At 35.9% G+C, this 25400-nt stretch carries 20 protein-coding genes and 9 pseudogenes; 22 read left to right on the forward strand and 7 right to left on the reverse strand.

What is annotated here, in order from left to right:
- Window positions 1–50 precede the first annotated feature (50 nt).
- A complete protein-coding gene (locus BIV60_RS10135) occupies window positions 51–1646 on the forward strand; it encodes an amidohydrolase (RefSeq protein ID WP_071355625.1) in 1596 nt (531 codons plus the stop codon).
- A 63-nt stretch (window positions 1647–1709) separates the two neighbouring features.
- Window positions 1710–1859 carry a hypothetical protein gene (locus BIV60_RS29585; RefSeq protein ID WP_177177267.1) on the forward strand — a complete coding sequence of 50 codons (150 nt, stop codon included), beginning with the start codon at window positions 1710–1712 and terminating at the stop codon, window positions 1857–1859.
- Between the two features lie 226 nt (window positions 1860–2085).
- Here BIV60_RS29585 and BIV60_RS10140 read toward each other — a convergent pair.
- A pseudogene (locus BIV60_RS10140) lies at window positions 2086–2397 on the reverse strand (Tn3 family transposase); the annotation flags it as partial.
- Window positions 2398–2820: 423 nt separating this feature from the next.
- Here BIV60_RS10140 and BIV60_RS10145 point away from each other — a divergent pair.
- From BIV60_RS10145 to BIV60_RS30355, 9 genes and pseudogenes are all read left to right on the forward strand, one after another.
- Window positions 2821–4452, forward strand: a complete 1632-nt coding sequence (locus BIV60_RS10145; protein ID WP_071355627.1) for a P-loop domain-containing protein — start codon at window positions 2821–2823, stop codon at window positions 4450–4452.
- 29 nt (window positions 4453–4481) lie between these two features.
- Window positions 4482–4595 (forward strand): annotated as a pseudogene (locus tag BIV60_RS30925) (chorismate mutase); the annotation flags it as partial.
- A gap of 298 nt (window positions 4596–4893) precedes the next feature.
- Window positions 4894–5274 carry a hypothetical protein gene (locus BIV60_RS10150; RefSeq protein WP_071355628.1) on the forward strand — a complete coding sequence of 127 codons (381 nt, stop codon included), beginning with the start codon at window positions 4894–4896 and terminating at the stop codon, window positions 5272–5274.
- Window positions 5264–5758, forward strand: a complete 495-nt coding sequence (locus tag BIV60_RS10155; RefSeq protein ID WP_071355629.1) for an aminodeoxychorismate lyase — start codon at window positions 5264–5266, stop codon at window positions 5756–5758. Before BIV60_RS10150 ends, BIV60_RS10155 begins: the two co-directional genes overlap by 11 nt.
- A gap of 194 nt (window positions 5759–5952) precedes the next feature.
- On the forward strand, window positions 5953–6276 hold the full coding sequence (locus BIV60_RS10160) for a hypothetical protein (RefSeq protein ID WP_071355630.1): 324 nt from the start codon (window positions 5953–5955) through the stop codon (window positions 6274–6276).
- Window positions 6277–6440: 164 nt separating this feature from the next.
- Window positions 6441–6704: a CGCGG family putative rSAM-modified RiPP protein gene (locus tag BIV60_RS10165; RefSeq protein ID WP_071355631.1), complete on the forward strand. Its 264-nt coding sequence runs from the start codon at window positions 6441–6443 to the stop codon at window positions 6702–6704.
- A gap of 456 nt (window positions 6705–7160) precedes the next feature.
- Window positions 7161–7568, forward strand: coding sequence for a GNAT family N-acetyltransferase (locus BIV60_RS10175; protein WP_071355633.1), 408 nt, complete (start codon window positions 7161–7163; stop codon window positions 7566–7568).
- A gap of 422 nt (window positions 7569–7990) precedes the next feature.
- Window positions 7991–8533 (forward strand): annotated as a pseudogene (locus tag BIV60_RS30350) (reverse transcriptase domain-containing protein); the annotation flags it as partial.
- A gap of 45 nt (window positions 8534–8578) precedes the next feature.
- Window positions 8579–8920, forward strand: coding sequence for a group II intron maturase-specific domain-containing protein (locus BIV60_RS30355; protein ID WP_256218376.1), 342 nt, complete (start codon window positions 8579–8581; stop codon window positions 8918–8920).
- A 226-nt stretch (window positions 8921–9146) separates the two neighbouring features.
- Here BIV60_RS30355 and BIV60_RS10185 read toward each other — a convergent pair.
- Window positions 9147–9824, reverse strand: a pseudogene (locus BIV60_RS10185) (4-hydroxyphenylacetate 3-hydroxylase N-terminal domain-containing protein); the annotation flags it as partial.
- 553 nt (window positions 9825–10377) lie between these two features.
- On the opposite strand from BIV60_RS10185, the gene BIV60_RS28330 reads away from it, so the two are divergent.
- The 5 genes from BIV60_RS28330 to BIV60_RS10205 all read left to right on the forward strand — a co-directional run bounded on the left by BIV60_RS28330 (window position 10378) and on the right by BIV60_RS10205 (window position 14418).
- On the forward strand, window positions 10378–10839 hold the full coding sequence (locus BIV60_RS28330; RefSeq protein WP_083402198.1) for a hypothetical protein: 462 nt from the start codon (window positions 10378–10380) through the stop codon (window positions 10837–10839).
- Window positions 10840–12219: 1380 nt separating this feature from the next.
- Window positions 12220–12819, forward strand: coding sequence for a pyridoxamine 5'-phosphate oxidase family protein (locus BIV60_RS10195; RefSeq protein WP_071355635.1), 600 nt, complete (start codon window positions 12220–12222; stop codon window positions 12817–12819).
- A 144-nt stretch (window positions 12820–12963) separates the two neighbouring features.
- Window positions 12964–13233: a hypothetical protein gene (locus BIV60_RS30360; protein ID WP_256218371.1), complete on the forward strand. Its 270-nt coding sequence runs from the start codon at window positions 12964–12966 to the stop codon at window positions 13231–13233.
- A gap of 9 nt (window positions 13234–13242) precedes the next feature.
- Window positions 13243–13425: a GNAT family N-acetyltransferase gene (locus BIV60_RS30365; RefSeq protein ID WP_256218372.1), complete on the forward strand. Its 183-nt coding sequence runs from the start codon at window positions 13243–13245 to the stop codon at window positions 13423–13425.
- An 804-nt stretch (window positions 13426–14229) separates the two neighbouring features.
- Window positions 14230–14418, forward strand: a complete 189-nt coding sequence (locus BIV60_RS10205) for a hypothetical protein (protein ID WP_071355636.1) — start codon at window positions 14230–14232, stop codon at window positions 14416–14418.
- A gap of 251 nt (window positions 14419–14669) precedes the next feature.
- On the opposite strand, the gene BIV60_RS10210 is transcribed toward BIV60_RS10205, so the two are convergent.
- A complete protein-coding gene (locus tag BIV60_RS10210) occupies window positions 14670–14900 on the reverse strand; it encodes a hypothetical protein (protein WP_071355637.1) in 231 nt (76 codons plus the stop codon).
- A gap of 264 nt (window positions 14901–15164) precedes the next feature.
- Window positions 15165–15323: pseudogene (locus BIV60_RS30370) on the reverse strand (recombinase family protein); the annotation flags it as partial.
- 241 nt (window positions 15324–15564) lie between these two features.
- Between BIV60_RS30370 and BIV60_RS10215 the strand changes: the two are divergent.
- The 6 genes and pseudogenes from BIV60_RS10215 to BIV60_RS28335 form a co-directional block, all read left to right on the forward strand.
- On the forward strand, window positions 15565–16137 hold the full coding sequence (locus tag BIV60_RS10215; RefSeq protein ID WP_083402199.1) for a DoxX family protein: 573 nt from the start codon (window positions 15565–15567) through the stop codon (window positions 16135–16137).
- Window positions 16138–16362: 225 nt separating this feature from the next.
- A pseudogene (locus BIV60_RS30375) lies at window positions 16363–16509 on the forward strand (IS4 family transposase); the annotation flags it as partial.
- Between the two features lie 655 nt (window positions 16510–17164).
- Window positions 17165–17425, forward strand: a complete 261-nt coding sequence (locus BIV60_RS10225; RefSeq protein ID WP_256218373.1) for a nucleoside deaminase — start codon at window positions 17165–17167, stop codon at window positions 17423–17425.
- Between the two features lie 340 nt (window positions 17426–17765).
- A pseudogene (locus tag BIV60_RS10230) lies at window positions 17766–18235 on the forward strand (nucleoside deaminase).
- Window positions 18236–18653: 418 nt separating this feature from the next.
- Window positions 18654–20156 (forward strand): DHA2 family efflux MFS transporter permease subunit, encoded by a 1503-nt coding sequence (locus BIV60_RS10235; RefSeq protein ID WP_071355639.1) that lies wholly within the window; start codon window positions 18654–18656, stop codon window positions 20154–20156.
- A gap of 192 nt (window positions 20157–20348) precedes the next feature.
- Window positions 20349–20570: pseudogene (locus BIV60_RS28335) on the forward strand (acetamidase/formamidase family protein); the annotation flags it as partial.
- A gap of 1696 nt (window positions 20571–22266) precedes the next feature.
- On the opposite strand, the gene BIV60_RS30380 reads toward BIV60_RS28335, so the two are convergent.
- The 3 genes and pseudogenes from BIV60_RS30380 to BIV60_RS10245 form a co-directional block, all read right to left on the reverse strand.
- On the reverse strand, window positions 22267–22395 hold the full coding sequence (locus tag BIV60_RS30380) for a hypothetical protein (protein WP_256218374.1): 129 nt from the start codon (window positions 22393–22395) through the stop codon (window positions 22267–22269).
- Window positions 22396–22852: 457 nt separating this feature from the next.
- A pseudogene (locus BIV60_RS29120) lies at window positions 22853–23116 on the reverse strand (FCD domain-containing protein); the annotation flags it as partial.
- 507 nt (window positions 23117–23623) lie between these two features.
- Window positions 23624–25045, reverse strand: a complete 1422-nt coding sequence (locus BIV60_RS10245; protein WP_071355641.1) for a sigma-54 interaction domain-containing protein — start codon at window positions 25043–25045, stop codon at window positions 23624–23626.
- Window positions 25046–25400 lie beyond the last annotated feature (355 nt).

Consider the following 25400-nt stretch of genomic DNA (forward strand, 5'->3'; position numbering starts at 1 on the left):
TTTTTGTTATATAATATATAATATAATGAATATTCAAGGAGAGAATTTGGATGGCAAAAACAATTTTCACGAATGGAGTTTTTTATACACTAGATTCCGAGAATCCAGTGGTGGAAACCGTAGTAGTTGATGATGGGAGAATTGTGGATTTAGGTTCACACCAGGAAATGGAATTGCAATGGGGTAGACAAGGTGTGAATACGATTGATTTACACGGGAAAATGGTTACTCCAGGATTAATCGACAGCCATTTACATCTATCAGGAGTTGCGTTTAACTTTTTAGACTTGGATTTGACAGGCGTGGAATCGAAAAAAGAAATGCTTGAAAAAATCAAAGCCAAAGCAAATACCGTTGCACCGGGATGCTGGTTAATTGGTATGGGGTGGGATGAAAACCTTTTCAATGACGGGACAACCCCAACCATTCAAGAACTTGATTATGTTGCTCCGCATTGCCCGATTTATTTAAAAAGAATATGTCATCATGCATTTTTAGTGAATAGCAAAGCGTTAGAAATTTGTAATTATCACCCTTCAATCGAAGTTCCGATGGGAGGCAGCATTATCTTGGACCCTGTGACGAAAAAACCAACCGGGCTCGTATTGGAATCCGCTTCAAAACTGTTTACAAAATACATTCCTGATAAAACATATGAAGAGTTAAAACATGGTTTAGCTAAAGCGATGAATTTTGCTGTTAAAAAAGGGATAACGGGTGCGCATACGAATGATCCTTTATACTTTGGAGGGCTTGAACAAACTTATAAATTATATGATGAGCTAATTAATCAGGAAGGTTGTGGGCTGCGCTGTAATTTGCTGATCGATTATCCTTTTCTTAATGATTTGAAAGAAAGGGACATGCATGCCGGATATGGTAATGAAAAATTACAAATCGGCTCCATAAAAATCTTTGCTGATGGCGCCTTCGGAAGAAGAACGGCTTTACTTTCAGAACCTTATCACGATGCTCCTGGACAATTCGGCGAGGCGATGCAGAATCAGGAAACCCTTTATCAAATGGTAAAGGATTCAAGGGAGTTTTCAATGCCTATTGCTGTTCACACGATTGGTGACAAAGCTTTGGAAAATGTTTTAGATGTCTTGGATCAGTTTCCTACGGTAAACTACCGTGATCGAATTATTCATGTATCACTTGTTCGCGACGATTTAATGAAGCGTTTAGCGAATCACAGCCGAATTGCGGATATTCAACCACGATTTGTTGTCGGGGATTACCCATGGATTAAAGAGCGGCTTGGAGAAGATCGTGAGCAATATTTATATGCTTGGAAATCATTACTGGCCAGCGGAGTATTGTGTGCTGGCGGGTCTGATGCGCCGGTAGAGCCTGTTGATCCATTGCTTGGAATTCACTCTGCCGTAACTCGCCGGGCACCATGGGATACCCATGAGGGCTGGAATGTGAGAGAGAAGCTTACCATGCTTGAAGCCGTAAAAGTGTTTACAATCGGCGGTGCTTATGCAACCAATGAGGAGAACATAAAGGGAACTCTTTCAAGAGGAAAGCTTGCTGATATGACGGTCTATTCGAAAAATCTTTTTGAAATGGAGCATCCGGATGAACTCTTGGATACAAAGGTTGAGATGACCATTATTGATGGGAAGGTACAAGAAGTTTAAATGATTAAACTCAAAAATTTTTAGCCACAATAATGATTGAACATGATTAGGGAGGATGATGGCATGTTCGATGATTTATTTGGTGACTTTCGAAACTTGTGGACCGGGAAACCAACCGATGAAATAGACCTGGAAGAATTTTATCGTTTGGTGTCCAAACACACAAGGATTCGCCATGATGAGGATTTAAGAGAAATCATCCGTGTGCACTAAATTCTTTATTGCGTGAAATTCCATTTGGGGTTTCACGCTTTTTTAATTTCTTTTAATTTATAAAAAAGTGTCACAACTAAAAGAGTGGAAAAAAAATCAGGAAATGGATTATCAGCAACCTACATTTTATGGAATGTAAATGAAGTCATCAAGGGGTATCGTCAGAAAAATGCGGATTTACAACGCTAAGCCCATTTTCCTGACGAATACCCCGTTTTTAACAACGTTAAGAAAGTTTTAGTGGTCTTAAAGAATCTAATGATATCACTTTCTCCGAATTAAAATGGTATTCTCCTGGCAAATTAATATATTCCCAGCCTAAAGGTGACATATGGTTTAATAAGTCTTCATTAAAACTACCTGTCCGTTTTTGATATTCAACTGCTTTTGTTAGATGTAGAGTATTCCAGATACTGATGGCATTGATAATTTTATTTAAAGCACTGGCTCTTTGAAGCTGATGCTGTATGGTTCGCTCCCTAAGCTCTCCTTGTTTTCCGAAGAAAATAGCTCTTGCCAGTCCATTCATGGCTTCTCCTAATCAAGGTTTGTCGGTCACAAAAAGTTATTAATTTTTTTGCAAAAAAAACAGGACACGATGCACCTCTTGTCAAATGGTTAAATTAGTGTTAGGATTGTGTTGCTGTAAAAATAAATCGTAACGAGGTGAGGATAATGAAAACAAAAAAATATACGTCTTATCCTCATATTGCTTTTTAGTTATTTTTTTACGAATACATTAACATTAGGTTCTGAGGGTAGGATCCACTCTCAGGGCTTTTATATTTGGGCAGAAGGAACGTTTAAGCTTTCTTGCCGGTCTATAACAGCTACTTACGGAGTGGCTGTTATTTTTTTGTTTTCCGTTATTCATCGCTTTCCAAATATGAAAGGATGATGCTTTATTAAAAGACTCGCTCAATATTTTCGCTCATTACAATCAGGACAGTCATCTTACAGTATGATTTATGAAGACCCAATCTATTGGAATAATGATGTTGCCTATTACATTGAAAGGACACATAAACTCACACTGGATAAACCATGTATCACTATAAAAATACCTTTTGACCGTCTCGGCTTAGATGAAAAAATGGATCAAGTTGTTCTCTCAGATTTTGCATTAAGAGAATGGGTTGATCATATTGAGGCATTAAATGAATTGATTTTTAACCGTTCACGTTCTGATAAAGAAAATGGTGCTTTTTATTGTTTTCGTCCAACCAATGTGTTGTTGCAACGTAATGCATCCTATGTCGAATTCATATCGGAAAAATGGTATTTATGTTTAATGATTACAGTTCAACTTCCATTCAAGAATAATAATAAAGCTATGCGAATGCTCTGCAAAATGCTTCCAAAAGAAGTGGAGGAGTTTATTGCCAAGTTTGATCTCATCAAATTAAATACTGCTTATGAATTGGTAAAAAAACAAAATATGATTCGCGAATGGCTAAAATCCAGTGGTTATTGTGCGTTTATTGGGAATGGCAGCATTTTGCCAAGAAATAAAGACAACAGCGGGCCACTAGAGGGTGCCTTGCCTTTTACATCCCCAGAAGATGTTGAAGTTGAAATTTGTGGTTTGCGAGGAATGGGAATAAAACATGGTGTGACGGTCATCACCGGCGGTGGTTATTCGGGTAAAAGCACATTACTGGATGCACTAAATTCGGGGATTTACAATCACATCATAGGCGACGGACGAGAATTTGTGATTACTGATCAAAGTGCAATGGAAATATCTGCAGAAGAAGGCCGTTCCATAAAAAATATCAATATTACGCCTTTCATAAAATGGATACCCAATAGTTCGGCTGAACAGTTTTCGACTGACTACGCCTCAGGTTCCACATCTCAAGCCGCAAATATTATGGAGGCAATCAACTTCGGATGTAAGCTTCTTCTTATTGATGAAGATAGAAGTGCGACCAACTTTATGATTCAAGACATCAAAATGCGTTCATTAATCAAGCATGAACCCATTACACCTTTTACGGAACGCGTCAGGGAGCTTTATGAGGCTGTTGGTGTATCTTCCGTTCTTGTTATTGGAGGTAGCGGTGAATTTTTATCCGTAGCCGATCAAATCATCTTGATGGACAATTTTGTGCCAAAAAACGTAACCCAGGAAGCAAAAAACTTATGTGAACACGACAAACCACGAGAACGTATCCCCCTTACAAAATGGGAGATAGAAAGAAAAATAACCACCGATCACTTTTCGAGCTATCCACAGGGAAGTGGTACAGAAAAGCTGATGGTTTCAACCATGGGATACATGATGATCGGTGATGAACAAATTGATATCAGAGGGCTTTACAATATCACATCACACGCCCAGCTTGCATCTATTGCCTTTTTAATTCGAAAAATAGCTATAAATAATCAGGGTCGCCTGATCTTTCCTCATGAAAAGATCAAAAAAGCTCTCGAAGATATGGAGAGAGAAGGAGTGGATATTGTATTTTCTTCCTTTTTTCCTGGTTTCGAAAGATGGCTTGAATTACCTAGAATTAATGAAGTATTATCTGTCATAAACCGAATGAAACATTTGAATTCTATTCAAATTGAGCCCTCTGAACACCTCTAATTACGACATAACTATTTGATTATCTTGATAATCAAATAGTTATGTTAATTAGTGAAAGAAGTAGATACGTTGAACAAGCTGCAAAATTCAAAAAGGATACTGAAGATGTTAAAGCACCAAAAAGAGTTGAAGCTGTAATTTAAAAATTTAGAACAATTGCTGATGAAAATAATGTAAATCCTAATATTATTGAACAAGTATATAGAACAATGATTTCTTGCTTTATAAATCACGAATTAATCCATCATTCAAAAATAGATAATAAACAAGGGTAAAATAGGGCAGGGAGTAATCAGTTTTTTCTGGTTACCCCCTTTTTTTTAATAGACGATGTCACTTATACGACTTTTTGCTTTTTTAGAGAGAAATTTGTCGAAAAAATCGTCGATTCCATGTATAATAACAACTTGTGACCACCTAAAAAAGGAGGAAATCATTAGAATGGAATGGACATTAGCAGGCTTGTTTGGGTTCTCGGTATTGCTTCTTATTATTTCGTTTATGAAAACAGCTAAAGCAACAAAGGCAGAGAAAAAAGGAATTGATTTAGTTCACATTGAGGTCATGAAAGAAATCAATGATTTGCAAGAGTCAATTCGCAATATTGAGCTTGATATCGAAGTTGTTATGAAGGAAGCGGGAGTTCAACTTTCTCCTAAAGAAAAAGTGTTTATGCGCGAAATACTAGACTTATATAAACGCAATTATTCGATTGAAAGCATTGCGGAGAAAAAACAGGTTTCTGCAGACGAAATTAAAGAACTGCTTGCTCCTTACATGACTTCCAAGGATGAAAGGAGAAGTATTTTAAATGCGCGTTAATTTATTATCCAGTTTTGCAGCAGGGATTCTAATTGCTACAACCATTAGCGGCGCTGTTTATTTAACCGATCAAACGGATGCTTCAACGAAACCTGTCAAAGTTAAAGAGCAACAAAAAGACGTTACGGTTCAGCCATCTGACGATGAAATGAAAAACAAACTCGCTGCGGCAGGTTATGTTGTTCAAACAAAGGCTGAATATGATAAGAATATAAATGATGCAAAAGCAGCTGCCCAAAAAGCTCCTGCTGCTGTTGACAACAAATCGAAAAAAACAGTTTACAGAGTAGTCTTAAATGTTGCGAATGGGATGACAAGTATTGATGTCGGTCGTGCCCTTGAAAAAGCAAAAATCATTGATAATGCTTTTAAATTCTCGAAGGAAATTGAGAAAAAAGGAATTGAACACAAATTACGTCCAGGTACATTTGTCGTAGATAGTGACATGCCACATGAAAAGATTATCTCATCTATTTTTAAATAGTTATTTATCAAAAAACAAAATCCCTACATTCCTTGGCTCCTGTTAAGTTATGTAGGGATTTTTTATGTGGGATATGGAATTTTAGCATTGATTGCTGTTGTTAAGATGTTCATTATGAAAAAGTGCATTGATTATAACTTTTTCAAGTTTTGAAATTTCGGCTGCCTTCATAAAATTTAACGGAGGTGTCGATATTGAAAAATAAGACTAATGAAATTGAGTGCCTTGTTTGTAACGGTATCCATTTTCGAAAAGGTTATTTTGCGGCGGAATATGAAAAATACGATGATCTTACAAAATATAATGAAAAAGCAGAAGGGAAAATAAAATTCTTTTTGCATTCTGAAGAGAAGAATCCATTATTAAATGTTCCTGAGCAAACGGTTTTATTTTCTTACATTTGTGAGGATTGCGGATTTATCATGAATTTCAATAAGGAAAAACAGGTGGAAAGTAAGAGGGAAGAGAGAGCTAGAAAACAAAGGCAAAGAATGTACGATTGGACTAAATTTAAATAATACTTTTTAAATAATATAGTGCTTCAAATTTTAAAAAATGGCTTGGAGGAAACCTCTGGGCCATTTTTTACTAATACCTGCATCTGTGATGGAAAACATAGAGACCAACATTTTTAAGATTTAAAATAGTTTATAAGTAATTAGAGTGAGGTGGCAGCTTAAAAATGAAAACTAAGAATTGGTCAGTAGCGTTAGAAGATGATGAATATGAAGAAAATAGGGAGCTTGTCATTCAAGATGCACTTGTAGCCATAAAGGAAACGGGAAAAGGCTATTATGTTAACGTAGTGACACCTGCTGCGTTTGGCAGTCCAGTAAACTATTTACTAACACACATTGAAAATACATTTGGAGATTCTGTTTCCATGAAATATATCGACCAATGCGGCTGCGGGGGGCATGTATTACGCGTATGGAAACACAAATAGACATTCTAAATCAACTGGCAAATTATAAAAAACGTCAGGTGGTAATCAATTGTTATGATGCAGAAGATTCTATGATTTGGCGAGACGGTTTTTATTTTGAATTCATACGAATAACGGAAGGAGTATTACGGTTTGAGAAAGAAGGCGAAACAATTTATCGTTTATCATTAATTGATCTCCCAAATAGGAAAGTCAAGGATGATTTTTCAGATTATTACTCTCTTTATAATCACTTGTTTAACATTTGTATTTATTTTCCGCATTAAGGAAATAGAACGATTATATAAGGACGTAAAAATGGTCGCTCAAATCTAGAATGAATAAATTATGCAGATTGTAATAAACTCTATTTATATATGAATTTATATTATTTGATACATCCACCATGAATTACTGGCACGATTATTGCTTAGTAAATATTGAAGATTATTTTTATGAATGGAGGATGGATTTATAATGACTGTTGAACAATTAAAGAATATCAAAATCAGAAAGGCCGCAAAACAAGACCTTTCTCAACTATTACCAATTATGTTGAATTACGTAATTGATTTTACTGACGAAAAAATGCTAATCCACTCTTTAAATGAAATTTACAACGACTCAACAAAAGGATTACAATTTGTGGCTGAAAAAGATAACGAGATTATTGGATTTGCAACTTTATATTTTACTTATAATAACCTTGAGGTTAAGAAAATCGCAGTGCTGCATGATTTATTTGTAATTCCTCAATACAGAAAAGAGAAAGTTGAACAAATTCTTTTTGAAACATGCCTTAAATTTATTAGAGAAAATGATTTTTTATATATGGTTTGGGAAACAGCCCAAAGTAATGGAAACGCTCAAAAAATATATAAATAAAATCCGGGGCCAATCATATGGCCTCGGATTTTATTTATATACCGACCAAAGCTATGGCTGACGAGTGACACAAAAGTACTTAATACCTTGTAAAAATGCTAATGTATGTGTTTTTTTATTCTGTTCAATAAAGTATGGCCATCATTGTGAAAGTTTTCACTTATACTAATAGAGAAATTTAGTGCAACAAGGGTGGAATTTATGACTTTGAAAATTGGATTCAAGAAATGATGAATTCCATCCACAGGAAGAGCTATAAACCACCAGAGGTTAGAAGAGTTTGGATACCAAAACCAGGGAAAGCAGAAAAGCGCCCTATAGGAGTTCCCTGTGTAGCAGATAGGGCTTTACAAAGAAGTACCTCAACGGTACTATCTGCTATTTATGAACAAGATTTCTAAAACTGTTCATTTGGAGGAAGGCCCAAAAGAAGTGCCCATAACGCTTTAGCTACTTTGAATGAGATTATTTCAGGGAAGAAGGTTAGTTGGGTTCTAGAGGCTGACTTAAAGAATTTCTTCGGTACTCTTAATCATGAATGGATCATCAAGTTTGTTGAACACAGGATAGGTGATCCAAGAATCATTGGTTTTATAAAGCGATGGCTTAAAGCAGGAGTGTTGGAAGACGGCAAAGTTTACACCAGTGAAATAGGAACACCGCAAGGTGGTTCGATTAGTGTGCTACTTAGTAATATATACTTACACTATGTACTTGACCTTTGGTTTGAAAAAGCCATAAAACCTAGACTTAAAGGTGAATCTTATCTGGTCAGGGATATAGACGACTTTGTAGTATGTTTCCAATTCTGGTCTGATGCAAGTCGGTTTTATGAAGTTTTAAAGAAACGTTTGCGAAAATTTTCACTAGAACTTGAGCCAAACAAAACAAGATTTGTAGAGTTTGGAAGATTTGCAACTAAACACGCAAAAAGAAAAGGGAAGAGACTAGAAACCATCTATTTCTTAGGGTTTACTCACTACTGTACGCGGAATCGAAAAGGTAATTTCATGGTAGGAAGAAAGACTGAAAAGACACGGTTTAAGAGAAGTCTAAGCAAACTTAAAGAAACACTACGTAAAATCAGGCATTGGTCAATAGAAGACCAGGTCCAGAAAGTAAACCAAATTCTTAGGGGTCATTACAACTACTATGGCATGGCTGGCAACCTGAAGCCGCTCTATAAAATATACTGTAGAACTGAGCTCTATTGGCGTAAGATGTTATGTAGTCGAAGTCAGAAAAGTCATATTACATGGAGTAAATTCCAAAAGATAAAAGCTATTTTCCCATTGTCGCGTCCAAAACTTTCAATACCTTTTAAGGAATTGAAAAAGTACGTGCTGCTGTGAATCAATTTCTGAAGAGCCCGGTGCGGGAAATCCGCACGCCGGGTTCTGTGGGGGTCTGAGCCGTTAATTGAACGGCCCTTCTACCCGGAGGAAAAGGGAGAGATAACTTCAAACCCTTACCTATCTGTATTAATAAAAAAGGACTATTAGCTATTTAAATTGAATAGTTTTATTATGGGACGTATGTAAATAAAATCCAATTCAACGGGGTATTAAGAGAATATTGTCCCTTTGTATTTGAAGGAATGGAAAAGGCGAATGCCTCGCTCGGATCAAAAAACACTCTCGGAGCAGGAAAAACTAAAACTTCATCCGTTAAGCCATCTTGAGTAGCAAGCAAGCGGGCACCTTTTATAACCAATCCTTTTTCATTTCGATCTACACCTTTAGCAGAAATTGGCTCATTCGAAAATCCCAAATAGACTTGGGAACGATTGACCTGGGGAGTAATAAAGGTATGTGTAAATGAGAGGTCGTGGTCCATAGCCCTTTCGTATAAGGATAGAATGTTTACAGGGAAACAATTATCCCTGTCTTTTAAAATGGCAGAGGAGGAGGCAAAGCTCATAACTACAGTATTCATATAGTCAGGACTTCTTCCCATTATTCCATGAGTGATTTTTGCCCAGTGTTCCATCATCCTTCTTCTCTTTAAATCCTCTTTCGTTTTTGGTTGTAAATAGGAAAGTCCGATGGGTTCTTCTTTATAGGGTAAAAAGAAAGTCATCTCCTCATTTAAAGCAGGATCATTTTGTAAATCATAAAGAGAAGCTTTTGCTTTAAGAACCCCCTTAAAGACAGGTTGTTCAGAAATTTCCTCCTTAATTTTTTCACCATCAAACCAAATTTCATTTTCTAACTTATTTAAACGGTCAATAAAATCTTTTCCGTTAATGATTCCCATTTTCACCCACTCCTTTTGTCGAAATTATCCCAGAAAAAATCGTACTAGTTTGGCTAGTACATTCTATTGGATAACTTAGTTGCTTGTTCCTATTGGAAAAGCCTTGTTTAAAATTGAGGAAAATGTACAATCAAATGAATTTTCAATTAACAAATAACGTACGTTTCTAACCATATTAAAATCACTAATCATGGTGACAGTCCCATGAAAAAAATAAATTTTACCATTTTTGATACCTCCGATGCTATAAGGATGTTGGCGGACCTATTTCCACCAAAAACAGACGTAGTTACTTTGTATACAATATGTAGGTAAAATCCTACATTGACTGTGTTGATGTCCCAAAAGATTATGAAAATTTTTTATTTAGTGTTGAGGACTGAATAAATGAAACAAGGTGAATGTTGATAAAAACGATGCTGCAAATCTGCAATAATTTTTATAAGAAATAACTATCTTTGTGGGTAAATACACATTTCTTAGAGAACAAGTTGATAGGTCAATGACTAAAGAATATGATGATGTGAGATTAATAAGTAAAGGAGTACGTTTTATGTATCCTAGACAAATACATCTACATTATTATGTTCCATCTAATCAGGAAGCTAATTTATCATCAACTCCATCCCAAGAATCGAAATATTACCATCCGAACCTTGATGAAAGACAATTTGGCTCATTAATACCACAAACGCCACCCCCGCCAGGGCCACCTGGGGCCCATCTTCCGTTTGCACCACCTGGTCAAGGCCCAGCGGCTGGCCCGCCAACTGCACCACCGCCATCTTTTGTTCCCCAACAGACGCAACATATAGGAACATTTGCAGTAGACCCAGGCGGTATTGCAAGATGTTTATTCAGATACACATATGTATGGCTGAGAGGTTTTGATCAATTTTGGTTTTATCCAACATTTGTTGGCCGAACCTCTGTATCAGGGTGGCGGTGGACTGGGTTTAGATGGGTATTTTTCGGAATAAGTTTACGACAAATTCAATCGTTTACTTGTTATTAATTGGAGGGTTTAAATAGAAGAAACTCGTCAAAATAATCTTTTTTAACAAAAGCAAAGGCCTTTTCAATTCAGGGACTATTTTTGTAACTTTCCATTTGTTTTGTCGTTTTTTTGTCAACGAAAATGACGCATAGAAGGGTATGCGGGGATTTTGTATACAAAGAATATTTTCAAACTAAAAAATCCGATTCCCTAAATATTTGAGGAATCGGATTTTTTGATTTGTCTTATTCAACAATCGGGCCAGATTATTGAGAATCGTATATAATTGAGCGCTATCTCTGGATTAGGTGGTTTGCTTGGAGGAATGATCCTTTTAGTGTTTCGTGATATTCATGGAGCGGCAATTCTAAGCGGAGTTTGTACAGCGTTTATTCTATTGACCCTGGGGCTTCGTAGTGTGCATTAAGCGGATGGATGTAGAGTAACCAAAGAGATGTTGATGTAAAAAAGTTGGGTTCAACGAAATTTGCAAAATAAAAATCCCACGGCTATAGAGGGAAAAAGCTTTATTTATTACGGTATAAAGTAAATCATCTCCTTTTATACATTTTCTCCGCCACCAATGATTGGTTTGAAGTCTTGGTCAAAAATCTGCCCTTTGATTGTTCCATTGATCGTATTTGGATTATTTGTAATTACATTATTAATACCATAACTCCCTCCAATGCTTAGATTATACTGTCTGTTGGCGTCCATTCCATTAATAACAGTTTCACCAACGCTGATTGCTGCATTGGGTTAGGGAGAGTTTACAAAAATAACTCCTATTTTTATAATTGAAGGCAAGCTTTTTATCCTCCCAACTTGCTCTGATTAAACAAATAGTAAGCAACTATTTATTCATGCTATTACTAATATGTATATAAATTCTGTACAAGTTCTGTCAGGGTCAAACTTCCTTAAAAAGGATAAAATCAGCGCTTTTCCTAAGAAATGCAATAACCCCTACTCACTCGATAGTGGCATTTTCATCCAACATCACCTTTTTCAAATACCCCCGAAGGGCAGTTGTGGAAAAACCTAGTGAAATTAAAAAGATTGCAATGGAATTTTTTGAGGATAATATGTTCAACTTCGTCAGTTAAATACGATTATCTCCTGAATACTCGCTAAAGGGTGCGTTAGTGAAAAAGAAATAGTTGTTTATAGGATTGAGATCATATTTTTAGTATTTCAATTAAAGGGCGCAATTCTGCAGCAAGAATTGTGCTCTTTCTTTATGTTAAGAGCCAGATTGTGGAACAACACCTTAAAGAAATTAGGATATCTATGCTAAGGCTAGAAGTGATTGTGAAAATTCATAATTAACCGATTGAAGCAAGGAAGAGGAAGATGTGTTAAGATATAATGCAAAATTAACGAGAGGGTTGAAAGACAATGTCAAGAGGAGAACATTTACTACAAGAACAATATGGAACAACAAAGAAGGCTTCCTCTTTTTATGAAAACCAAATGCTTAATTACCTAAATGATAAGATGACAGAGTTTATATCCAACCAAGGTATGATGTTTATAGCAACATCTGATTCTAGAGGTAACTGTGACTCTTCTTTTAGAGCTGGCTCAGTAGGTTTTGTACGGGTTATTGATGATAAAACATTAATATATCCTGAATATAGGGGAAATGGTGTTATGGCAAGTTTAGGGAACATCATTGAAAATCCCCATATCGGATTAATGTTTATAGATTTTTTTGAGCATTACATTGGGTTACATGTTAACGGAAAAGCTTCTATTATAGAAAACGAACAATTATCATCACTAAAAATGACAGAAAAGATAAAGAAGGATATTAAAGAAAAAGAAGGAAATAGGTCAGAACGTTGGGTTATGATGAAAGTGGATGAAGCCTATATTCACTGTTCAAAACATATCCCAAAACTAGAAAAGATGGACAAAAAAATAGATTGGAGAACTGATGATGGAAAACAAAAAGGTGGGGATTTCTTCAAAGCAAAACAAAATAAAGAAGATTAAAAATTATATTCATTTATCGGGCGCAATTCTGCAGCATGAATTGTGCTCTTTCTTTATTTTTAGGGCTATTTAGAATTAGAAGTATAGTTAATTCTTTATGAAGAATATACCTTTAGGAAGATTAAAATAAAGGGTGTGTTTCTAATGCTTAATATTATTAAGGTTTCCTTTGAACATATTGATAAAATTATAAGTTTACGGTTAGCCTTATTAAAGGAATTAGGTGAGTTGAATTCTCCCGAAGATGAGCTTCTTATGGAAACTTCAACAAGAGATTATTTGCAAAAAGCACTTTCAAACAATGAATTTATATCCTATATGGCAGAAATGAATGGAGAACCTGTAAGTATCAGCGGAATGGTTTTATTTAAAAGACCACCTTACTTAGAAAATCTCCAAGGGATTGAAGCCTAAATTCTTAATATGTACACTGTTCCTGAATATCGTGGAAAGGGCTTGGCGAAAAGATTGCTTGAAAATTGCATAGACGAAAGTAAAAAAAGTGGAGTTAAGCGAATTTGGCTGCATGCATCAGAAGACGGCGAACCTCTTTACAGAAAAATGGGTTTTAGTAATAAGGATAGTGAAATGGAACTATTTCTCTAACTCTTGTTCTTCAACAAACGGGCGCGATTGTTGAAGAAAACTTAGATTTTTAAACGACTTTATTGTTATATTTTTAAGTACAGTGAAGTATCTTACATCAAAGATTAAACAACTATATTTTAACCCCGTCCTAAATTTAGAACGGGGTTATGTTTGTTTGAGGTTTTAAAAATAAATAACTTTATTGTCACTTTACATTTGGGGTTTTACATTCAAATAACTTTATTGTCACTATCCAATGTACATCATTCCAACCGTTCGTAAAAATATACTTTTGCGAACGAATTATAGTAGAAGAGATATTGCAGGAGTTGAAGGGGGTTCCCATTTTTTGGTTGCTGGTTGTAGGTAAGGGTTAGCCGAGAAGATGAGAATGGAGTATGAGGAAAGTCTGTAGAGTTGGTTTGAAGGATGCTAATATTGACATAAACAGTTTAGAAAAATGGTAATCAAAGTTGTAAATATAAGCATAAAAAATAAATCAATACTATTTTGTTTTTATTTACGGTTATTTACCTTAGACATATCCTTAATATTAGTGACAAAGCAGGCATATACACTTCTCCGTGGACAAACGCATACCTCACCCCGTCAACGTACCTTATGATGTACTGAGGTATGCGTTACTCCGAAGTATATATGCCGAAATGATGACGTTAGAAGAGTGGTTTAATAAAAAGAAATAATATTTTTTCTTGTTCCGTTAAAGGGTGCCTTTCTTGAATAGAGGGGCATTCCTTTTATAATTCTAATAAATCTAATAGTTGAAGGAATCTTTAGAATGATAAGGTCGGGTGGAACTATATGAAGGTTAATCAAAAAACTGCTTTTTTTAATGAAAAAGAAGTTCAATACACTCATATTGAAAATGGAAGTAAAGCTGTTTGTTTTATGTTCTCTGGGTCAGGTTATACATATGATAAGCCATTAATGCATTTGGCCAGTCCTCCTCATTCATTACCCATTTATATGTTAAAAGTGAGTATTTATTAAAGAGAACCAACGGATGCAAGTATGTTTTGTAAATTAGGAAAATCCGGGGAATTCGGCTTTTAAGGTTGAAAATCTACTTAGCTTATAAAGTTTCCACATAATGTGGCCGGTACCTCTTCTATATGTCTTTTTCGCTGAAAAAAAAACGACAAAATAAAGGAAAAGTAATATTTTTATATCGATAACCAATTAAAGATAGTAGAGAAAAACAATAAAGCTGGCTTTCGCCAGCTGTTCTACCAACCTTCGCTTTAATCATTTTCAAAAAAGAAAAATCCCAGCAAACATAAAATTAAAAGTACTCCTAACGTACTTAGAACTAAAAAACCGATGCCTCCAACCAAAAATAATGCTTTTGGGAAAATAAAGGTCACAATTAATCCAATAAGTAAGAGCCATATAATTAACTTGAAAGTTACTTTGAGAAGTTTCCAGATGATATAACCAAAAATAATTCCAATAAGGATATGGATTATCAGCATAAAACCTACCCCCTTAAAAACAATTTGTAAACAATATCATATCAAGTGAACAAAAAAATTCCTACTAGTATGATCGGGGTATGCCCCATGTTCATTCAGTTCATTTTTCTCGTTTTGTAGATTTCAAGGTAATTTCCAATGTTCCCTCAACACTTCTGGAAAACACTTCTTGAAATACCAATTCCCATATTCTCCATCTGGCAGCTGTTGCATTTCCGTTTTTGGGAACCACTTTGCGCAGCAGGAACACATTTTTGTCATGCCTTAATCTGCCACTTCCTTCGCTTTAGCGTATATGGTTGATCGTGGCACGCATGTTTGTTTAGAAATGTCATTTACACTTAATCGATTTGTCTCCCGTTCTGCAAACCGCTTTAATGCCCTTTTGATTTTCTTTGTGTCCTGTCCTTTCCTGCCTAAGTGGCCCAGCTAACAGCCAGAACAGCACACCATCAATTTATAAAATATTCAATTCGCTGTTATCAAATTGTTCTTTGCCATTAATAAAACTGTAAACAATCAATGATATAGTGAACACATCCTGTTCTACCTAGCAAACAAAAAGCCGGCTCCTTTATAAACCGGTACCCAAAATCTTTTCATTTAATTATCTTTTCATTTGTTCACTGTTTTACAAAAATTAATCTACTCAGGAGGAATAAAAATGGCAACAAATAGTGCAGCAAAAAATACAGTACTAAATACTATGAATACTTCAAATACCAAAACCATCCAGCCGAAACGACTAGTGATTAGTGCAATAACAGCTTTAGCTATATTGCGGATTTTAAATAGTTATAACTGGCTAAATGGAGCATTTGTTGGAAAAGACTCCAAATTTGCACCAGATTTTTTAAGTGGTGCTGGCTTAGCAAGCAGAATAAACGGAGGGTTTGTCCATACAGCAATAAACTCAGGGGTTGCTTCTTTCCTCACTGATACCGTTGTTCCACATGCCTCAATCTTTGCATGGATGCTAGCTCTTGGTGAAGCATGTGTTGGTTTCTCATTATTACTTGGACTATTTACTAGAGTAGGGGGATTCTTTGCTTTTACTCAAGGTCTTGTAAATATTTTAGTTGTGTTTGGTGGAGGAGCAGATACAATTGGGCAGAATTATTTACTCATGGTCCTTGGTCTTATATTTATATTAACTTCTCCAGGTCGGGTGTTTGGTTTAGATGGATTATTACTTAAGAAATTCCCAAATTTCCGTATATTAAAATATCTCTGTTAAATCGATGAGCTTCAACAAACGGGCGCTTTTATGGAGTAACGAAAAAACCCTATTTCTCTATTTTAATGCTGAGAAATAGGGCTTTTCATTTTAGGCTTTCCTTAACGTTGTAAATTCGCGTTTTGTGGTGGTACCCCATGCCCATCAAGCTAGGGCAAATCATTACCCCTAAAACGAAAAAAACGCTATTCTTTCTGTAATATCACGGAAAGGATGGTGTTTTTTATGTGTGGCGAGGTTTTAAATGAACTTGCTCCGTTTTCAAAGGAGTTGCAACGATCTTTGTCTCCGCAAGCTCTCCAACAGCTGGCTAAAAAAGTAGGTTTTGTTCAAAGGATTAGTAAACATCAAGCCAAAGATTTAATAGCGTTGTTGTCTATCAGTATACTACGTGCCAAAAGAAAGCAGCGTTATTTTTTAAAAAATAGCCTGTTCAAGGCTTATTCGGCATGCCTTTCTTTAGCAGAAATAGAAAGATGCCATGAAGAAGGGTATATTCCAAGTAGTTATTACTGTTAGCTTGATGGGCATGTTGTGGGACCCCTACATTGCAATAAAATATCGCAGTTGTCTTATGTCCATCGTTTAAAACACCCCTTTTTATATAGTAAAAACTTAAGTAAAACTTATTTTTTTTATATTTTCCATATAGTTACCCTCATGTTAGCATAATTATATGTAAGGATAAGGATGCATCACTCCTATGGAACATGTACAACAACGCGGATATAAAGAAATTGAAAATATATTAAAAAAAGCGGGGAGATAATTACACTAAGACTGAGTGTGTTAAAAAGCGTTGTTTGGGATTGGATAATAATTGTTTAGCTTGTGATGATTTGTATGGATTTTGTTAAATGCGAAACCGATTTAGCACTTAAACATGCAGAAGAAACTTCCAGCCATTTGCTTGTATAGTGCCAAGGATGGTAAGAATATCGCTGAAAGCCAAACCCTTATGTAACAAATTCAAATCCAACGTGCATGACGAGGTCTCTTTGCTAAATACCAGGGGGAGTGAATCAAAATGAAACAGCAAGATTTTATGAAGAAAGCGATCGACTTGGTCAATGAAAATGAGCGGCACAATCATGGTACGCCATTTGGTGCAGTTGTTGTCAAAGATAGCCAAATTGTAGGCACCGGTGTCAATGAAGTTTTGGCAACCAATGACCCGACCAACCATGCGGAAATTCAAGCTGTTCGAGAAGCTTGCAAAAAATTAAACTCAATAAATCTTTCGGATTGCGAATTTATGCAATCACTGAACCGTGCCCGATTTGTTTAAGTGCGATCTAATATACACAAATAAAAACAGTGTACTTTTCAAATGCCAGCAATTCCAGCCAAAACTATGTATACAATCAGCTTTCTTTATCACACAAAGAACGAGCAATTCGGATGGTCCAACTTGAGCTGTAACATTAGATTTGACTTACATTCGCCACGAATTAAAAATGTTGATCCCTTGGTTGGACTTAAAAGGAAGCGTCTTTGGAAGCATATCAAGGTACAGCTTCTGTGAAATTTCGCTACGTTCTCAATCAGGGAGCAGATATTCACTTTTTCATAGAGCAGACATTCAAAAATTTTGGGAGCTACTCTACACATACAAGGAGGATTCAATTATGATAAATGATACAGACCTGAAGCATCTACGACGCTGTATTGAACTTGCAAGGACTGCTCTCGAGAAGGGCGACGAGCCATTCGGTTAGACAACGGAAACGTGCTTGCAGAAGACCACAACCATGTTGCCGGTGGCGACCATACCCAACATCCGGAATTTGCGTTGGCGCGTTGGGCAGCCGAGAACATGACAGCTGAAGAAAGAAGCAAAGCGACAGTATATACCTCGGGCGAACATTGCCCTATTTGCGCTGCGGCCCACGGATGGGTTGGATTAGGTCGGATTGTTTATGCAAGTTCCTCTGAACAGCTAGGCCAATGGTTGGACGAGATGGGGATTGCTGCATCGCGCGTTCGCAACCTTCCGATCCAAGATGTCATTCGTGATACTTCAATAGACGGCCCTGTTCCCGAGCTCGCGAAGCGAGTTCGTCAACTTCATCATCAGTTTTACAAAGTGAAACGGTGAGCACGGCATGCTTGGCGAGGGAGTTCAATAGAACGAAAAGCAATCTCTGGAACAAATCCAAAGATTGCTTTTGTGTATATGTGATGCTTATTAAAAAGAATGGTATCTATGAATGGATGAGGCGGTTACAGTGATGAAAGTCGCGGGGCTACTCGCAGTCATCGCCGGCGTCATCATAACAACTCGAACACAAGTGAAACAGTACATCCCGGATAAGAAAGCGAATTTCTAAGTGTTTTGGTACGAATGAGATGAACCTAGGTAAAATGCAGCCAGAGTAGAAATCTTACCTACAAACATCATCTGAACGCGAAAAAGCACCTATATCAATTCCCATACCGCAGCAAAGAGCTGCATTTTATGGCCCTTGTTCAGTGATTAAGTAGATTAATAGTTTTATCTGATTAAGGAGTTGCAAATGACAAATTATTCGCATATAAACCATTCAAATAACAAACAAATTAAAGTAAAACCACTAATGACTTCATTACTCATTTGCGGTTTTATGGGTATGTTTAGTGAAACTGCCTTAAATATAGCATTAAACCAATTAATGTTAGAATTTCGGATTTCAGCCTCAACCATACAGTGGTTAACTACTAGTTATTTACTTGTACTCGGTATTCTCATTCCTGTTTCAGGGTTGCTTGTTAAAAGGTTTTTAACTAGGAATCTATTTATTGCTAGTCTATGTTTTTCGATTTTAGGTTTATTTATTGAAGCGACTTCCTCGAGTTTTTCTATTTTATTAATCGGCCGAATTATTCAGGCAACTGGTACAGGATTACTCACGCCTTTGTTATTTAATACAGTTCTGGTCATTTTCCCACCACAAAAACGCGGGACGGCCATGGGCACTGTTGGCCTTGTCATGATGTTTGCCCCTGCTGTTGGCCCCATCATTTCAGGATTAATTATCCAACATCTAGATTGGCACTGGATCTTTTGGATTCCCATTCCGTTTTATTTGCTGGCACTAAGATTGGGAGTTATTTATTTGATTGATCTATCGACGAGCAACAAGCCTAAAATTGATGTATTATCTATCCTTTTTTCAACAATTGGTTTTGGCGGCCTTGTTTTTGGCTTCAGTCATGCAGGAGAAGTGAATGGAGGATTGACTAATTGGACGGTCCTGTGTTCCCTCGCGGCTGGCATATCTTCTATGATTCTTTTTTCCATCCGTCAAATGTCCATGAAGGAGCCCATACTTAATTTAAGGGTTTTTAAGCATCCGATGTTTATTATGGGCATTGGACTAACTGTTTTAAGTAACATGATCATTTTCTCCAGCATGTTACTTATGCCGCTGTTTATGCAAGGTGGACTCGGCTTTACTTCGGCTAAGGCGGGCTTGTTCCTGTTGCCTGGAGGGGTAATTAATGGTTTTATGGCATTAATCAATGGACGTATATTTGACAAGCATGGGCCGAGGTGGTTAGTAATTCCAGGCTTCATTCTAGGCACTACTTCCGTCCTGGTATTCTCCAATCTGTCTGACGCAACCAAAGGGTTTACAATTATTTTCTTCCAGATACTATTGATGGTTGGAATGTCGATGATTACAACGCCTTCACAAACAAATGGCCTTAACCAATTGGAACACCCTTTATATCCGGATGGAACAGCCATTATTAACACAACTATTCAAACATCTGGTGCAATTGGTACGGCAATTGCAGTTAGTATTTTAAATGCAAGTCAAAACGCATTCTTGAGTCGGGTAACTGATCTTTCTAACCCGGAAATTCAAAAAGAGGCATTGATCTTAGGCATTCAACACGCCTATACGTTTGCAACAATCGTTGCCATTGTTGGCTTCTCATGTTCTTTCTTAATCAAGCGTGTAATGGCTGGACAAGAAGAGAAATTGATAAATGTAGACAGTGAACAAGAATTAAAAGAAGATCTTCGTAGTTAATTTCAATGACTATCTTAAGAAGGTTCTTATAATTAGTGCAAGACAAGGTCAATTATCTTAGACATTTTATCAGTATGTTCAAGTTTCATAGATTTCTTGCACCATATACATATGTGTTTCTTGATACCCTTAAAACGGCTGCTCAAACAACTCTGCATTTATTCTTGATAGGTGAGGAGTTCAACGAGATGAATCCTGAATATATCGAAGGGGTAAAGAATTTACTTCCCGGTTTTCGTTAAAGGGGCCAAGCTTTCAGTTGGCGACCTCCATTTCTCACAAGGTGACGGAGAAATCACTTTCTGCGGCGGCATTGAAATGGCGGGCTGGATTGACCTCAAGGTAGACGTCATTAAAGGTGGTATGGAAAAGAATAAAATTACAGAAAACCCAGTTTTCAAACCGGGGCCTGTAGTGGTTATCATGACGATAACCACTATTTTTTTTAGTTTATGAAGTCTTAACCTTGGTTCCTTCATACTAATTACAATTATCGTTTAATATATAAAATGAGGTTTGGTTAATCGAAAATTTAATTGACAAATTTATTCTGAAAATTATAAAATTATTTTGTAATGAAAACATTGTTTTAAATATAAAACACAATGCAAGAAGGCTATTAAAATGTAAACTGATGTTGAAAGGGTCCAGTTGGCGATGTGAAATTAATTTATACAGCAATTATTGAGAGTCTTTTCAAAGTTTATAAAGAAAATGTTTGGACGAGAAAATGGCAAAACTCTTGTAGAAGGAAATTTTTGAATTTTATTGCTAGTGTCGGAAATGAGAATGTACAATGCATCAACTTGCGGTAACAATAGATTAAATCAACTTGCAGTGGAAGAGAAGAATCTACATGTTTTACAATCAAGTGAGTTTGCGCTAAGTAAGGGTAGATCCGCCCATGTTAAGACATTGAAAACACACAAAACATTTGTAGAGTCTAGAATTTCATTGCCTATTTGTTCACATTAAGAAAAGAAGCGATGGAAATCTGTCTGTTTCATGATGATTAAATGGGAAAGGAAACAATAAGAGAGTTTTAGATTCGCATGTTCAAAATAGAAACGAATCTTGACGAGATACCGGTTTTACTTAAAGTCTAATGAAATTAGGTGAAATTCAATGATCAATAGAAACACTTCAATACAAAGATGGTTAGGTGTATTAACCTTATTAGCCATTGTTATTATTTCCTATATCTATTTCATCATAATAAAGTTGTTTAAAAACAATAAAGTCGTTTAAAAAAGGGTAAACCTTGTACTCTCCCTTACTTCATGATTTCGGGAGACCTAATAGGTACTTTCAGATGCAAACGCTAGTTCAAAACTTATAGTATTCATATCCAGCGAGTTTGGCAGTAGCAGTAAGATTCTTATTCAATTAAAGGGCGTTTTAATGGAGGAACGACAAAAGCCCAATTTCTCTATTGTAATTCTGAGGAATTGGGCTTTTTAATATTGGAATATCCTTAATGTATGTTTTCAGAGTTTCGTTGGTGGGTACCCCTTTGAAGACTTTTATTTAAAAGTTACAATTTACATAATCTTTATGTTTTCTTAATTCTTTGTACATGCTTTTCGTGAAAATGGAGTAGTAGACATACTCCTTTCATCCAGCACTTAGCTGGACTTTTTTTGTTACATTTCTCTAGGTCAGAACATAAAAAATAGAAAAATCTCGTCAAAAATAGCCTTTACTCATCGATAGCAAAGGCTATTTATCAAAGGTAAAGTGCATTTTTCCGAATTGAAGCTAAAAGAAGCATGATCGATTAAGAGGCTGTCATTTTTTTTGTTGAACTAACAGGGAGTAATATACAGTATGATATCCTTCGTATTCGACCTATCTTATGAAATAAAATTAGCTAATTTTTAACTTTATAGAAAGTATTCATCGTATCGGATTTCGATTGAAGTGGATTTGAAGACTTTAAGAATTGAATTGGGAAAATAAAAGAATTATCTGTTTCCAAGGTGGAGCTTTAAACTTAATCTTTTTGCTTTTTACGGCTGAAAACATGTTAGGTTCCAGTCCAAGGGCGGTTAAAAGAATTCGGGACATTAGTTTTTATATAAAGCTATCATATTAAGATTAAATTTCATGATCATTCCGCTTCTGCGTTTGTTATGTCTCTGCACTCCCAGCATTCAGCCCGATTCCTCTCCATAATAGATAATTCCTCTCCGCATGAAATGCAAATATCCATTGGTAATCCCCCTTTGTGTTTTTTCATTGAATAAACCTCCAACTTCATTTAGTACTTAAGTGGTCAAATTAATTATAACACCAAATTTTCTGAAAAAAAAGAAAACATAATGTTAATTAAGTTACATAAATTGCGATCATATCACTGTACCATCTTGAAATAATGTAAAATCTAGAAAAATACAACTTCAGATTTTAGGAGATAACCCGAAGAGAGGGACATCAATAAAAGTGATAGGGCTAATACCGTGTGAGCTCTTTTCTTTAGAATAGATAAGATATTTGGAATTGGATATCGTTATTTTTTCTTGGGAAATTTCGAAATGGATCATAAGGCCATGAGGCAGGTGTTTAATATTGATGAAGACTGGGGGCGCTGACAAGAGCGCCATTTCATGTCTTTACGGGGAATCGAAATTTACCTAAGAAAATCATTTTGCTTAAATTATTTTTCTAGCAAATCATTCTAACCGGCCCCATATATTCTATATCATATCGACATGAGTTATTTTCCAATGTTCATTCTTAATCAGGTGCTCCAAGCTTTCTTTGTCTTTATTCTTAAAGTAAACAATAATTTGTTTATGCTGTTCATTCATTTCTTCTAATGCTGTAAAGAGTTTTTCTTCGTCTTTACTTAAATAAATCTGCCTGACAAAACTATTCTGTAAAGAATCAAGGAGCTCAATTAATGTAGGGTTGTAACACTTATTAATGTATACTTTATGGAATGGGTTTTGGTATTTTTGGGGCTTTTCATCGGCACCTTCGTCAAACTAAAAAATTACTATTGAATTTTTCTGAAACCAGAATAATTAATAGATTAAACCATCCCATGCCAAAAAAACCAATAATGAAAAATAAAAGCCCGTTTAATTAAACAGGCTTTTTCTATTTGCTCTTTTATCAAGGGTTATTAAGTTAATTTACTCAAACTTAATTCCAAGGCTACAGTAAGTTGATTCAAATATTGTTTGCGAGTGGAAAAAAACAAATCGTCAATTGCCCTGAAAAATGTTAAAGGATATCCCTCATATCGGCTTACAAGAAGCCGCGTAAAGCTGGTAAATCTCTTGTAGAATTGGCTAGATCTATCATGTTTAAAACTTGGATATCATAAGCTTGGACCAGTCGGCAATCGATCAAACGATTTGGATTAGACACTGGGATTAAGCATAGCCGCCCCCGTTTCATGGAGAGGCAGAACAAAGGAATGTTCATTGCAATAATATGTACTTTTTTTTTCCATAAACATCCTACACCTTTTCTTGGCTAATGTCATATTTTTTGAATCTCCTCATTAACAGGGAATGTGTAATTCCAAGAGCGTTTGCCGTTTTTCGAACTGTCTTATGTTTTTTATACGCTTTTCCAATTATCTTTTTCTCTATGTTCTGTAATGTATCTGTTAAAGATTTTCCATGTGAAATAAACTGCGATTCCAATTCTTCATCACACTCTTCTCTGAAATGTTCTGGTAAGTCAGAAAGGGAAATTTCATCCTGATTTGCAAGAACGACAAGCTGTTCGACCAAATTTTCAAGTTCTCTGATGTTTCCCGGCCAATCGTAATTTTCAAGGATTTTGATAACTTTTCTTGAGAAAATTCTTTGTTTATGATGCAAAGCATTAAATTTTTTTAAATAGAAGACAAGAAAAGGGAAAATATCTTCCTTACGTTCACAAAGTGATGGAATTTCGACCGGTAGCACATTAAGACGATAAAACAAATCGGCACGAAATTGGCCGCTTTTTACCAGGCCTTCTAAATCTCTGTTTGTAGCAGCGATAAAGCGTACGTCTGCCTTATACGTTTTTGAAGCCCCAATTGGCATGTATGTCTTGCTCTGTAATAGTTGTAGAAGCTTGGGTTGTATGTGAAGAGGCATTTCGCTGATTTCATCCAGAAAAAGTGTTCCGTGCTCCGCCAATTTTACCAATCCGACTTTTCCATTAGAATTGGCCCCTGTAAATGATCCTCTTTCGTACCCAAAGAGCTCGGATTCGATGAGACTTTCTGGAATGGCCGCACAATTAATATGAATAAAAGGATTGTCGCATCTTTCGCTAATGTTATGAATCTGTTTGGCCGTCAAGCTTTTACCTACACCGGTCTCTCCGGTAATCAGTACCGTCGAGTTAACACCAGCGATTTTTTCAATTAATTCTGAAAGGCGGGCATAGGCACGGCTCTGGCCGAAAAAAGAGTGCTCATCCTTATTAAACATCGGCAGCCGTATATTCATTTTCCTGATTTCCTGAATGTATCGTTGCAAAAGTGACTCTATCTTTTTAAGTTCGAAATCGGAAGTGTTCTTTACGACATTTGTAATATCCCTTCTGTGGGCAATGGCATATTTTAACCTTTTTTGGTGATCTAGAATAACGTGTCCTGTTCCTAAAAACTTTTTTCCGTTGAGTAACTTTTGAACAGTGGTTATTGTTTTTCTGGCTTCGAGAGCTCTTTTAATAGCGGAAGGTTGGAAAATTCCCTGTTGTTCGAGTTCGGTTGCACTTTTTCCGATCAATTCCTTCTTGGACATTCCACAATTTCTCTGAACTGAATCATTCACCCACAATGTCGTTCCGTTTTTGTCAGAAATATAAATATCATCATCAATTGCATTGAGAATTTGAAAAAAATATTCCGGGTCAATTTGAAATTGATCTGTCTCCATTTTTTCCTCCTTGTAAAAATTGTAAATTTGTAGTGATATTGAATCGGATCATAGATCGTAAGGAAATAAAGGGTTGTTTCCTGGATTGAAAACGAAACATCTGTATCGATTGTAATACAATTTTATCAGATATTTTTGGAAAATACTTAATATTGTGCCAATTTTTATTCGATTTTTTATGTTAAACATGTGATAACTTGGCACAAAATTTGCAAATAAACCATTAACAAATATATTCAAACTCAGAAGGAGGATTTCTAATGAAAAGCTTTTGGTTTACCTATTTTAGAAACCGATATGTTTTAAGAACTGGCTTTTTGTAGGCCTTGCCTAAATCTTCAGAGATGCACATTTA

Source organism: Bacillus sp. MUM 116 (assembly GCF_001866655.1).
GTDB lineage: Bacteria > Bacillota > Bacilli > Bacillales > Cytobacillaceae > Neobacillus.